8 protein-coding genes are annotated in these 13430 nt (G+C 65.4%); 7 read left to right on the top strand and 1 reads right to left on the bottom strand.

The window, feature by feature from the left end; genetic code table 11:
* Positions 1–489 precede the first annotated feature (489 nt).
* Genes FJV41_RS24180 through FJV41_RS24170 form a run of 3 tightly spaced genes read left to right on the top strand, consistent with a single transcriptional unit; the run spans position 490 to position 5223 of the window.
* Positions 490–2553, top strand: a complete 2064-nt coding sequence (locus FJV41_RS24180; protein ID WP_141644902.1) for a PrkA family serine protein kinase — start codon at positions 490–492, stop codon at positions 2551–2553.
* Between the two features lie 26 nt (positions 2554–2579).
* Entirely contained in the window at positions 2580–3689 is a 1110-nt protein-coding gene (locus FJV41_RS24175) for a DUF444 family protein (RefSeq protein WP_141644901.1), read from the top strand.
* 40 nt (positions 3690–3729) lie between these two features.
* On the top strand, positions 3730–5223 hold the full coding sequence (locus FJV41_RS24170) for a SpoVR family protein (RefSeq protein WP_141644900.1): 1494 nt from the start codon (positions 3730–3732) through the stop codon (positions 5221–5223).
* A 64-nt stretch (positions 5224–5287) separates the two neighbouring features.
* On the opposite strand, the gene FJV41_RS24165 is transcribed toward FJV41_RS24170, so the two are convergent.
* The gene (locus FJV41_RS24165) at positions 5288–6346 is read right to left on the bottom strand and encodes a serine/threonine-protein kinase (protein WP_246137381.1); all 1059 of its coding nucleotides are present in this window, start codon (positions 6344–6346) and stop codon (positions 5288–5290) included.
* A gap of 214 nt (positions 6347–6560) precedes the next feature.
* On the opposite strand from FJV41_RS24165, the gene FJV41_RS24160 reads away from it, so the two are divergent.
* From FJV41_RS24160 to FJV41_RS24145, 4 genes are all read left to right on the top strand, one after another.
* Positions 6561–7460: a sigma-70 family RNA polymerase sigma factor gene (locus FJV41_RS24160; RefSeq protein ID WP_181790894.1), complete on the top strand. Its 900-nt coding sequence runs from the start codon at positions 6561–6563 to the stop codon at positions 7458–7460.
* A 233-nt stretch (positions 7461–7693) separates the two neighbouring features.
* Positions 7694–9076 carry a S8 family serine peptidase gene (locus FJV41_RS24155; protein ID WP_141644898.1) on the top strand — a complete coding sequence of 461 codons (1383 nt, stop codon included), beginning with the start codon at positions 7694–7696 and terminating at the stop codon, positions 9074–9076.
* A 60-nt stretch (positions 9077–9136) separates the two neighbouring features.
* A complete protein-coding gene (locus tag FJV41_RS24150; RefSeq protein WP_246137378.1) occupies positions 9137–10996 on the top strand; it encodes a Hint domain-containing protein in 1860 nt (619 codons plus the stop codon).
* Positions 10997–11143: 147 nt separating this feature from the next.
* Positions 11144–13430, top strand: a 2287-nt coding sequence (locus tag FJV41_RS24145; RefSeq protein WP_181790892.1) for a choice-of-anchor L domain-containing protein, incomplete at its 3' end; no start/stop codon positions are given.

Below are 13430 nucleotides of genomic sequence, written 5' to 3'. Positions count from 1 at the left end.
GCGTCTTCTTCCAGCCCGCCCACCGTACGCAAATGGGCGAAGGTATCACCCTCCAGGCCCGGGTCGCCCGCCTGGCTGCCGCTCTTTCCTCGCACGAACGCAAACCCTGACGCCGACATGTGGAGCGAACGGAGACGCCGCCCCACAACCAGCGGACAGTTGGCCCTTCCGCGGGCGCCCGAAAACCCTTCAGGCGTTCAATACCCCTCGCGTTCGGGGGGGGCACCTACCCCCTCGCCAGCGCCGCCCTATAATCACCTCTGCCTCTTCACCCCGTGGAGGGGGCGCGCCTGGTCGGCGTCCTGCCCCTGACACGAGCGTAACGCGCGGTCCCATTCCGCGGCGGGGTCCCGAATTGGCTGCAGGGCTGTCGTGCCTGGGACCTCGGCGGGATGGTTGTGGAATGGCAATCCAGCCCTCCAGGTTCACCATTCTGGCCCCCTCGGGTGTGAACATTTCGCACCCCTGGACGGCCCCCGAGGGAGAGACATGAGGGACGCTGAAAAGGGTTCGTGGGTCTCCAGAATCGCCGCGCTCCAGGACGCGAAGACCTACGCGGAGCTCACCTGGGAGGGCTCATTCGAGGACTACCTCGAAATCGTCCGCAAGAACCCCAAGGTGACACGCACCGCCTTCCAGAGGATCTACGACATGATCCTCAGCCACGGGAAGACGGAGTACATCGACAACAAGAAGAAGCTCATCCGCTACCACTTCTTCAGCGACGAGAAGTTCGGCGGCCGCGACGCCATCTTCGGCCTGGACGTGCCGCTGATGAAGCTGGTGAACGTCTTCAAGTCCGCGGCCCAGGGCTACGGCACCGAGAAGCGCGTCATCCTGCTGCACGGCCCCGTCGGCTCTTCCAAGTCCACCATCGCCCGCCTGCTCAAGAAGGGCACGGAGGACTACTCCAAGACGCCCGAAGGCGCCGCGTACACCTTCTCCTGGACCACCGACAAGAAGCTGCCGGATGGCACCACCGTGAAGGAGAAGATGAAGTGCCCCATGAACGAGGAGCCCCTCAACCTCGTTCCCCGGGAGTGGCGCCCCAAGGTCTACGCGGAAATCTCCCCGCCGGAGTCCGGCCACACGATTCCCGACGGCTCCGAGCTGTGCCCCGCGTGCCGCTTCGTCTTCAAGGACCTGATGACGCAGTATCACGGTGACTTCGCCCGGGTGATGGACCACATCCACGTCCACCGGCTCATCTTCAGCGAGAAGGACCGCGTGGGCATTGGCACGTTCCAGCCCAAGGACGAAAAGAACCAGGACTCGACCGAGCTCACCGGCGACATCAACTACCGGAAGATCGCCGAGTACGGCTCCGACTCCGACCCGCGCGCCTTCAACTTCGACGGCGAATTCAACATCGCCAACCGCGGCATCATCGAGTTCGTCGAGGTGCTCAAGCTGGACGTCGCGTTCCTCTACGACCTGCTCGGCGCGTCGCAGGAGCACAAAATCAAGCCGAAGAAGTTCCCGCAGACGGACATCGACGAGGTCATCCTCGGCCACACCAACGAGCCCGAGTACAAGAAGCTCGAGAACAACGAGTTCATGGAGGCGTTGCGTGACCGCACGGTGAAGATTGACGTGCCGTACATCACCAAGCTCGCGGAGGAGGTGAAGATCTACGAGAAGGACTTCAACTCCCGCGCCATCAAGGGCAAGCACATTGCCCCGCACACGCTGGAGATGGCCGCCATGTGGGCCGTCCTCACCCGCCTGGAGGAGCCCAAGAAGCACAACCTCTCCCTCCTCCAGAAGCTCAAGCTCTACAACGGCAAGACGCTCCCCAACTTCACCGAAGACAACATCAAGGAACTGCGCAAGGAGAGCAACCGGGAGGGCCTGGAGGGCATCTCCCCGCGCTACATCCAGGATAAAATCTCCAACGCCCTGGTGAGCGACAAGGGCGAGGGCTGCATCAACCCCTTCATGGTCCTCAACGAGCTGGAGGCGGGTCTCAAGACCCACTCGCTCATCAGCAACGAGGACGCGCGCAAGCGGATGAAGGAGCTGCTCACGTCCGTGAAGCAGGAGTACGAGGACATCGTCAAGAACGAGGTCCAACGCGCCATCTCCGCCGACGAGGACGCCATCGGCAAGCTGTGCGGCAACTACATCGACAACATCAAGGCCTACACCCAGAAGGAGAAGGTCAAGAACAAGTACACCGGCCTCTACGAAGAGCCCGATGAGCGCCTGATGCGTGCGATTGAGGAGAAGATAGACATCCCCGACAGCCGCAAGGATGACTTCCGCCGCGAAATCATGAACTACATCGGCGCGCTGGCGGTGGAGGGGAAGACCTTCAACTACCGGACGAACGAGCGGCTGCACAAGGCGCTGGAGCTGAAGCTGTTCGAGGACCAGAAGGACAGCATCAAGCTGAAGAACCTCGTCTCCTCCGTCGTGGACAAGGAGACCCAGGAGAAGATCGACCTGGTGAAGGACCGGATGATGAAGAACTACGGCTACTGCGAGATCTGCTCCACGGACGTGCTGAACTTCGTGGCGAGCATCTTCGCCCGCGGCGACGCGAAGGAGTAACCACCTCAGGAGAAGGGCGAGCCGTCGTGACCTTGAAGATCCACCAGGACCATTCCCGCTTCAAGCAGATCGTCCGCGGGAAGATCAAAGCCAACCTGCGCAAGTACGTGCAGAAGGGCGAGATGATTGGGAAGAAAGGCAAGGATGCCATCAGCATCCCCATTCCCTTCATCGACATCCCTCGCTTCAAGTACGGCCACAAGGAACAGGGCGGCGTCGGACAGGGCGAGGGCGAGGTGGGTCAGCAGCTCGGCCCCGGGGCGGTGGAGCCCGGGGAGGGCCACCAGGCCGGCCAGGGCGAGGGAGACCACGCCCTGGAGGTGGACGTCACGCTCGAGGAGCTGGCGCAAATCCTGGGCGAGGAGCTGTCGCTGCCCAACATCGAGCGGCGCCACAACGAGAAGATCGTCACCCAGAAGATTCGCTACACCGGCATCAACACCACCGGTCCGGAATCGCTCAGGCACTTCAAGCGCACCTTCAAGCAGGCCCTGCGGCGGCAGATCGCCGCGGGCACGTACGACCCCGCGCGCCCGGTCATCATCCCCACGCGAGAAGACCGCCGCTACCGCAGCTACAAGCTCCAGGACCTGCCGGAGACCAACGCGGTCATCATCTACATGATGGACGTGTCCGGCTCCATGGGCGACGAGCAGAAGGAGATTGTCCGCATCGAGAGCTTCTGGCTCGATACGTGGCTGCGTCATCAATACAAGGGCCTGGAGGCGCGCTACATCATCCACGATGCGGTGGCGCGCGAAGTGGACCGCGACACCTTCTTCCACACCCGCGAGTCCGGCGGGACGATGATTTCCAGCGCCTACAAGCTCTGCCGGGACATCATCCTGGCGGACTACCCCAAGAGCGCGTGGAACATCTACCCGTTCCACTTCAGCGACGGTGACAACTGGAGCGCGGACGACACGCGCCAGTGCATCGAGATGCTGCGCAACGACGTGCTGCCCAACGTCAACCAGTTCGCCTACGGACAGGTGGAGTCCCCCTACGGCAGCGGCCAGTTCATCAAGGACTTGCGCGAGGCGGTGGGAGACACCCCCAACGTCGCGCTCAGCGAAATCGCGGACAAGGACGCCATCTACGCGTCCATCAAGGACTTCCTCGGCAAGGGCCGCTGACGTCTGGCCTCCCCCACGTGCCCCTCGGAGAGACTTCCCGATGCCCAAGAGCCTCACACCCCGTCTCGCCGCGCTGAGGGACGAAATCCACGGCTACGCGAAGGAGTTCGGCCTCGACTTCTTCGACACCGTCTTCGAGATGGTGTCCTACGACGAGATGAACATGGTGGCCGCCTACGGCGGCTTCCCCACGCGCTACCCCCACTGGCGCTGGGGCATGGAATACGAGCAGCTCGCGAAGGGCTACGAGTATGGGCTCAGCAAAATCTATGAGCTCGTCATCAACAATGACCCTTGCTACGCGTACTTGATGGAGAGCAATCCGGAGGTGGACCAGAAGCTGGTCATGGCCCACGTCTACGGACACTGCGACTTCTTCAAGAACAACTTCTCCTTCCGCCACACCAACCGGCGGATGATTGACGAGATGGCCAACCACGCCACGCGGGTGCGCCGCTGGGTGGACAAGATTGGCGTGGAGAAGGTCGAGGACTTCATCGACCGCACGCTCAGCCTGGAGAACCTCATCGACCAGCACTCGCCCCACATCCGGCGCAACCCGGACCCCCGGCGGGCGGAAGACGAGCTGAAGGCCAACGAGCGCGTGGAGGGCTTCAAGGTCGGCCGCGAGTACATGCGCGGCTACATCAACCCGTCGGAGTTCCTCGACTCCCAGCGCAAGAAGGTGGAGGACGAGAAGCAGCGCGCCAAGAAGTTCCCCGAGCGCCCCCAGCGCGACGTGCTGCTCTTCCTGCTGGAAGAAGCTCCGCTGGAGCCGTGGGAGTCGGACATCCTCGCCATTCTGCGCGAGGAGGCGCATTACTTCGCGCCGCAAGGCCAGACGAAAATCATGAACGAGGGCTGGGCCAGCTACTGGCACTCCACCATCATGACCCGCCGCGCCCTGCGCGATGACGAAATCATCGACTACGCGGACCACCACTCCGGCACCATGGGCACCCGCCCCGGCGCCATCAACCCCTACAAGCTGGGCATCGAGCTGTGGCGGGATATCGAGGAGCGGTGGAACAAGGGCCGCTTCGGCAAGGAGTGGGACGAGTGTGACGACTTGCGCGCCCGCCGCTCCTGGGACAAGAAATCGGGCGCTGGCCGCGAGAAGATTTTCGAGGTCCGCAAGCACTACAACGACATCACCTTCATCGACACGTTCCTGACGCCCGAATTCGCGATGGAGCAGAAGCTCTTCGTGTATGGCTTCAATGACAAACGCAACTCCTGGGAGATTCTCGACCGCGAGTTCCGCAAGGTGAAGAGCAAGCTGCTCCAGGGGCTCACCAACTTTGGCCAGCCCATCATCGAAGTCGTGGACGGCAACCACGAGAACCGGGGAGAGCTGCTGCTCGCGCACAAACACGACGGGCAGGACCTCAAGGGCGACTACGCCCGAGAGACGCTCAAGAACCTCCAGTCCCTCTGGCGCCGGCCCGTCAACATCATCACCCGCTATGACAACAAGGGCGTGATGCTCCGCTTCGACGGGACGACGCAGACGGAGAAGAAGGTCGAGCTGTAGCGTCCCGCGCCGCGGCCCTCGCCGGGACGCTGACGCAGGCTCACCAGGCGGCGGCGTGAAGCCGTCAGAGCGTGGTGAGCCCTTCCCAGGGTTGGACGGCCCCCGGAGAAGCCCTCTCCGGGGAAAAGGCCGCTTCGCCTCCAAGCGGTGTCATCAGGCGCTCCAGCGCCAGGCACAACGCGTCCGCGAGGCCGAAGCGCCCGGCGGGGTCGTCCGCGAGGCAGCGCTCGATGGCCCCCGCGAAGTCCCGGTCGATTCCCGGCACCAGCTCCGTCAACGGCACCAGGCTCCCGGCTCGCGGCCCTGCCAGCGGCGCGGTGGCGGTCGGCCTCACGCGGGGAACCTTGCCCGTGCACAGCTCGTACAGCAGGAGGCCCAGCGCGTAGAGGTCACTCTGCGGCGTGGCCGCCGCGCCCAGGCGAACCTCGGGCGCCATGTAGCGAGGCGTACCGACGACGCCCGGCACGGCCCAGGGCGTCGAGCGGTCCGTCCCCACGAAGGCGGCCAGCCCGAAGTCGAGCAGCTTGATGGTGCCGTCTGAGTCCAGGATGGCATTGCCCGGCTTGAGGTCACGGTGAAGCACACCGCGCTGGTGCGCGGCCCTCAGTCCCCGTGAGAACCCCAGGGCGATGTCCAACACGTAGCGCCAGGGCAAGGGCAAGGGCAGCTCCGCCAGGCTCTTCCCATCGACGTATTCGTACACCAGATAGGGCCGCCCCTCGATTTGACCGGCGCGGAAGACGGTGACGACATTCGGGTGCTTGATGCGCGCGATGGCCCGCGCCTCGATGGCGAAGCTCGCCAGCGTGCTCGTGTCCGGCTGGAGCGCGACGCTGAGCTTCAGCGCGACCAGCCGGTCCAAGGACGTGTCGTGCGCCAGATACACGGCCCCCATCCCCCCGCGCCCCAGAAGCCGCATCAATCGGAACTCGTCCAGCTCCGTCGGCGGCGTCCACGTCTCCCCCAGGGGGGCCATCCGATGCGGAGCGAACACCGACTCCGCCGGGTCCAGGTGAAACGCCTCGCTGCGCACGACGGCCACCAGCAACTCGCGGCAAGCCGGGCACGCCGCGGCATGGTGATGGACCCGGGCACGCGCCCCTGTCTCCAGCCCCCCTTCCATCAGGGCCACCACCTCTTCTTCGCACAGGCAGCTGGATGAAAGGATTTGCCACCCCCCTGAAGCACCCCGGGTGAAGCCTCGCACAAAACGGGCCTCATTCGGAAAACCTGGAAACTCGCCCTTTTCATGCCCAAAGACGACCTCCACCCAGATTACCCTGCCTAGCCAGCAAGGTCATACGCTGGGATATAATGGCGCCCAGAAGGGGGGGGGCTTGGCATTCGCACCGTTATTCCTCGCGCGCATCGGCACTCGCGGCGAAGGGGCCCAGCCCCCTGACGGCCTCGAGCAGCAACTGCTGCGTTGCTGGAGGGCGGGCAGCGAACAGTGGCCAGACATCCCCCTGGGCGCCGACGCCTTCGTCTGTCATCTGGCCACCCACGTCCCCCACCGGGCGTCAGGCGACGCGCTGGCGCACCTGCTCGCCCAGCTGGTGCCAGCGGACCTCTTCCTCGCGTGTGCGTGCGCGGAGGGCCTTCCCTCGGCGCTCGCCGCCTTCGAGCGACACCACATGGTGAGCCTGCCCTCCGTGCTCGCGCACATGCGGCTGTCCCCCGCGGTGGTCGACGAGGTCCGCCAACGCGTCCGGGAGCGGCTGCTGGTGCGCGGCCGAGGCGCACCGAAGATCGCCGAGTACTCCGGTCGGGGCACCCTGGCCAACTGGGTGCGGGTCATCTCCCTGCGCACGGCCTTGAGCCTGCTCCGGACAACCCACGACGAAGGCCCACTCAGTGACGCCCTCCTGGAGCTGCTCCCCGCCCCCCACTCGGACCCGGAGCTCGAGGTCATCCAGCGCCGCTACCACGACGAGTTCCGCCGGGCCCTGGAGGACGCCTTCGCCGCCCTCCCCAGCGAGCATCGCTACCTGCTCCGCCTGCACTTCGTGGATCACCTCTCCACGACCAAGATTGGCGCCCTCTTCAGCGTCAACCAGTCCACCGTCTCCCGGTGGCTCCAGAGCGCCCAACAGGCCGTGCACGACGAGACGCGACGGCTGCTCATGGAACGCCTGGACCTCTCCTCCCAGGAGTTCACCAGCGTGCTCCGGACCGTGGAGAGTCAAATCAATCTCAGCCTCAGCAGCATCCTCAATGAAAGTATTCACTCTAAGTGAAATTTGAGAATCTCTGCATAGGTTGAAGCCAGCGGGCGTCATTAACTCGCGAACATTGCGTTGGCACCCCGTCCCCGGAGTCGCCGTCTAGCGGATTCCCGTGGGTGCCTGGCGCCACACGGCCTCGGCCTCGAGCGGTCTCCCCCGCCGCTCCCCCACTCCAGCACATCCACCTGGCAGCGGAGCCCCGTTGCCATCGCGCCACCAGTCCACCTGCCCCACGCGGAGACGACATGCGATCCCCACAGCCTCACTTCTTCCGCGGCCCTCGAAACAGAGCCCAGGTCCTGTCCGCGCTCGCAACCCTCGCCCTGGTGGGGAGCGGCGGCTGTGAGCGACAGGCGCAAGAGCCCCAGGCCGACACGAGCCTCTCTCACGAGCGCGTGCGCCTGGCGAAGGCACCCGACGACCTGCGCATCCCCGATGAGTACATCGTCGTCTTCTCCGAAGGGGTCACCGGGATGGCCATCGACGCGGCGGCGAACCAGATCGCCCGCGCGGGTGGAGCCAACTCGCTGATGCACCCGTACTCGGTCATCCCCGGGTTCGCCGCGCGGCTGGACAAGGCGGAGCTCGACCGGCTGATGCGAAACCCGGGCGTGGCCTCCATCCACGAGAACCAGCAGGTCTCGCTCACGGGGCTGGTCCCCAGCCCCGCGGATGGCATCGACCGGGCGGACCAGCGCCAGGGCCACGACGGCACCTACAATGACCATGGCAGCACGGGCGCCGGGGTCCATGTGTATGTCCTGGACACGGGCCTCAACGCGGAGCACTCGGAGTTCTCCGGCCGGGTGGGCGAGGGGTTCACTTCCGTGGTCGACGGCCTGGGCACCGACGACTGCAACGGCCACGGCACCCACGTGAGCAGCACCATCGCGGGCACCCTCTACGGGATGGCCAAGGAGGCCACCGTCCATCCCGTGCGGGTGTTGCGCTGCACGGGCAAGGGAAGCTGGGCTGGCATCATCGCCGGCCTGAACTTCGTCGGGACGCACTGTCCCCTCCAGGATGGGCCCTGCGTCGTCAACATGAGCCTGGCCGGGGAAACGTTCGTCCCCGTCAACACCGCGGTGGCCAACCTGGTGAATCAGGGCATCACCGTCGTGGTCGCCGCTGGCAATGACAACGTGGATGCCTGCACCCGCTCCCCCTCGAGCGAACCCAAGGCCATCACCGTCGCGGCCGTCGACGACGCGGACACCCGGGCGGGGTTCTCCAACTGGGGGCAATGCGTGGACCTGTTCGCCCCGGGCGTGAGCATCCTCGGTGCGTCCATTGGTGACGCGGTGGCCACCCACGTCGACGACGGGACCTCCATGGCCAGCCCCCACGTCGCGGGGGCCGTGGCCCAATACCTGAGCACCCACCGCTCGGCCACCCCGACGCAGATCAACACCAACCTCAAGGCCTCGGCGACCCTTGACTGCGTACTGCATCCCCAGAACTCGCCCAACGTGCTGCTCTTCAGTGACTTGAACCAGGGCAACTTCGTCTGCGCCGCGCCCGGAAGCTGCGTGGGGCTCTGCGGCGAGGCCGCGGACGGCTGCTTCTGCGACCCGGGCTGCGCGGAGTTCGGCGACTGCTGCCCCGACTACGCCCAGGTGTGTGAGTGATTTGAACGTGTCTGGATGTCCTTGACGGCGGTCTGAAGCGGAGGAGGCACTATGATGGGAATGCGTCGTTTTCTGGTGATGGGTTGCACCACGGGACTGGCGTTGCTGTCGGGCTGCACGTCGGCGCCCCGGGATGAACAGGTGGCGAACTTCGGCCGCACCAGGCAAGGAGTGGGAGATGCCTCGCGGCTGACCAAGGCCGAGTGGGCCACGTACCAGGCAGACCAGAGCTACCTGCACGGCATCGCCAAGCCCGACGTCCGCATCCGCCTGAACCTGGCGGACCCGGCGCAGTACCGCTTCGCGCTCGCGCGGCTCAAGATCGCCGGCAAGACGCCGGAGAACTCTCCCTACCTGTTCGAGGCGATGGAGACGCGGCACCGCGAGCACGTGGCCCTGGGCTACAAGCCGGGCCTGCTGCCCGTGAGCAAGGACCTCGCGGAGAACTCCGCCGCGCGGCAGGAGCAGCACGTCATCGCCGCCGCGAGCACGGGTGAGGACACCGACGTCCTCAACGATGGCACGGGCACGTCCACGTCCTCGTTCCCGGGTGGCTCCTTCTACACCTATACGGACACGACCTATACCGACACCACGGGGTACCCGCTGGGCGAGCTCATCTGGGGTGAGCAGTACGACCTCGGAACGAACGTGACGGTCAACGCCAAGGGCAACCTGGCCCTGACCCGGCTCACGCGCTACCGGATTGCGTCATACAAGGCCGAGGACACCGTGGAGGGCTTCACGGACTCGTACGTCTTCAAGGAGGTCGGCTCCGACGTCGCGACCACCACCACCCAGCAGCCGCGGCTGAACCTCCCGCCGGTCATCGAGGCGCCGCTGGACATCAAGTTCAACGACAACCTCATCTCCGTGTGCCTCAACCGCACCTGGACCCAGGATTGCGACTACGACCTGACGGGCAATCCCCAGTCCGTCAAGCTGCCGTTCAAGGGCAACGTCTCCATCCGCAGCGCGCACACGTTCAACGAGGCGGTCATCAATCAGTACCGCGTCGACCTGAACAACAACGTGGCGCGTCCCGACTCCGGCCACATCAAGCTCATCCTCACCAACGTGGGCGGCGGCTGCGACGTCACGGACACCAACACCCTGCAGGCCAAGATGGCGCAGTTCTGGAACCGCGTGACGCTGAGCTCGGACAAGAAGACGCTCTACTGGGACATGACGGAGGCCAACGCCGCGTTCTTCGACGACGGCTGCCGTCAGGTGCAGGACACGGTGAAGCTGACGGCGCAAATCACGCTGCCGCTCGTGCTCGTCTCCGGCACCGTCTCCACGCCCTATCAGTCCTCCATCACCCTGAGCAACGACGACCTGGTGGACCGGCCGAGCTACTCCTTCAAGAAGCTCACCATCACCAACAGCTGCCTGGCGGCGGGGACTGAAATCGAGCTGGCCGCGGGCAAGGTGGCGCCCATCGAGTCGGTGAAGGCCGGTGACCGGGTGCTCAACCCGCACCAGCCCGCGCTCACCGTCATGGACACGGCCATCGGCGTGGAGACCGTGCCCATGGTGCGCATCCGCAGCGAGTCCGGCCGCTCCCTGCTGATGACGGAGATGCACCCCATCCAGGTCATGGCGCGCGGCATGGTCCAGGCCCGCTCCCTGAAGAAGGGCGACGTGGTCATGACCAAGACGGGCCCCAGCAAGCTCGTCGACGTCAGCCGCGAGCCGTACGCCGGCAAGGTCTACAACGTCAAGGTGGGCTCGGATGCGGAGAAGCTGGCGCTCGCCGCGGACCAGACCGTCGTCTACGCCAACGGCTTCGTGGTGGGTGACGGCCAGATTCAGCAGAAGTACGAGTCCATCGCGATGACGAGCAAGGACGGCAATGTGCTCGCCCACCTGCCCAAGAAGTGGCACCGCGACTACGTGATGTCCGCCAAGCGCAAGTAGAGCGCGCCTGGCTCGCGGCCAAAGTCAGGCCCCTGCTCGGAAGACCCGGCCACCCAGTGGGAAACCGCTGGGTGGCCGTGCCCGTTATCGCCCACCGAAGCCCGCATCCCACGTGCCACACCAGCTCAACACCACGGAGTGAACCTGATGCAGACGCGCACCGTTCTCCTGCTCCCGTTTGTCGTAGCGCTCGCCGTGGCGTGTGGTGACGCCAGTCTCCCTCCGCCCGAGCCGGAACAGCCACGAGCCTCCAGGCTGCGCGCCGACGCCAGGACGGAGCGGCTGCGCCTCGCGGGCCAGTTCATGGCGCCAGCGCCAGCAACCTCCAACACCCTGAACGCCACGGCCGCGGCGCTCGCCGCGGCGATGGACGCTCCCGCGGGGACCACCGCCACGCTCACGGCGCCCGCGGATGACTCGGCGCTCGTGCTGCCCACCTTCGGGGTCATCAAGCCCCGCATGGGAAACACCCTGGCCGTCCTGAGCACCGGCACCATCAACCAGCATGCGACGCGCGCCACCGAGCCCGGCACGGACTTCACGCCCACGGGAATCGAGGGGGACGCGGTGACGCTGCGGCTCACCTTCAACGTGCGCGCGGGAATCTCCCGCATGTCTTTCGACTATCGCTTCCTGAGCGCCGAGTCGCCCGACTACGTCGGCAGCGAATTCAATGACGTGTTCACGGTCCGGGTGACCGATGCCACGAACACGCGCATCATCGAGCAGACGTCGGTGAACAGCGCCGAATTCTTCGATGCCTCCGCCACGCGCGCCGGAGGCTCCGGGTTCGACCTGCTCGCCGACGACCCGGATGGCATCGACTACTTCCCCATCACCTACCCGTCCACCATCCCCACGTTCCCGGACATGGGCATCACCAACTACAAAATCATCAACATTCCCATCAGGGGCGGTGGGCCCGTCACCCTCGAGTTCTCCATCCAGGACCTCGGGGACGGCATCCTGGACTCGGCGGTGGTCCTGGACAACATCACCTTCGGGACCTTCCAGGTGGTCGACCCGAACCCCGAGCTCATCGACAGGAGCTCGCGCACGGTGTCGCAAGACCTGGAGGCGCTCGCGCACGAGGACAACGGCGCCTCCATTCGCGCGGTGGTCGCCGATGGCGAAACCAAGCTCGTCGTGCGCGCCAAGGTCAGCGGCGCTGGAAACATGGTGTTCTCCGTGCCCGCCGCCACCGGGAACCCGAACGGCGTCTTGAGCGCCATTGGGAGTTCCACCGTGAGCAACACGGTGTCGGTCCCCGCCGTGCAGCTCAGCACGGGCTTCTACGCGCTGGCGCTGTATACGAGCCCCGAGGACTTCAACAACGGCACCTCCGCCGGGGTCAACAAGCGGACCACGACGCTCTCCGCGGCCTTCACCCCGACGGGAGGGGCCACTGTCACGGAGACGCTCCCGCTCAACATCATCCGCCCCCCCCTGGTGGTCGTTCACGACATCTGGTCCAGCTGCCTGTTCTGGACGGGCAGCGCCCGCATCTCCGGCAACCCCCTGTTCGACGTCACCTGTGCGGACTACGCGCTCTACAATTCGGCGGGCATCGAGTCTCCGCAGAACGTCGACGTCGTTTCGAAGGCCGTGGACGAGGCCTTGACCGAGCACCGCCATGACAATGTCGCCGTCACCCAGGTCGACGTCATCGGCCATGGCATGGGCGGATTGATGGCCCGCAAGTTCGTCGACCGGACCGACTACCACGACGACTCGAACCTCGGAAAAGGCTACTTCAACCGGCTCATCACCGTGAACACCCCCCACCTGGGCACGCGCATCGCGGACGAGGTCGTGAGGATGCGAACGTCCTTGAACGCATCGGAGATGACCGCCGTCAGGAACATGTTGCGCAACTTCGGCGTCAAAATCGACGGGGCCGAGGGAGGCGCCATTGATGACCTCGTGACGCAGAGCCCGACCATCAACAGCATCCAGACCACCCCGGTCCCATCGCATGTGCTGGTCGGCACCGGAGGAAACACCATCGAGCACGGTACCGCCTTCGAGATGCTGCTTCCCTCCACCCGGACGCTGTACATCAACATGCAGAACAGACACCCCTACACCAAGGGCGCCGAGTCCTCTGTGAAGGACAGGCTCATCCTGACCAAACTGGACACCGTCACAGGCAACAAGAGCCGCATCTTCTGCGACGACCCGTACGACCTCTTCCTCGCCGAGGCAGACCAGCGGGGAGGGCTCGCCAACAACAGCACCAGCACCCCATTGACCACCTTCCCGGTCGTCAGCGGCGACAACGACTCCGAACACTTCCAGGTCATGAGCAACGACGCCCAGGACAACCGGATCGTCGAGCTGCTCAACAGCCCCGTCAAGGGCCCCTTGTTCGCCACGTCCATGCCCGCCCCAGGACTCCTGACCCGGGAGAACAGCTGCCCGCCCACCCTGGCGC

The organism is Myxococcus llanfairpwllgwyngyllgogerychwyrndrobwllllantysiliogogogochensis (assembly GCF_006636215.1).
Classification (GTDB): domain Bacteria; phylum Myxococcota; class Myxococcia; order Myxococcales; family Myxococcaceae; genus Myxococcus; species Myxococcus llanfairpwllgwyngyllgogerychwyrndrobwllllantysiliogogogochensis.
Note: the sequence above shows the minus strand (reverse complement) of the source record. Positions and strands in the feature narration are given on the sequence as shown.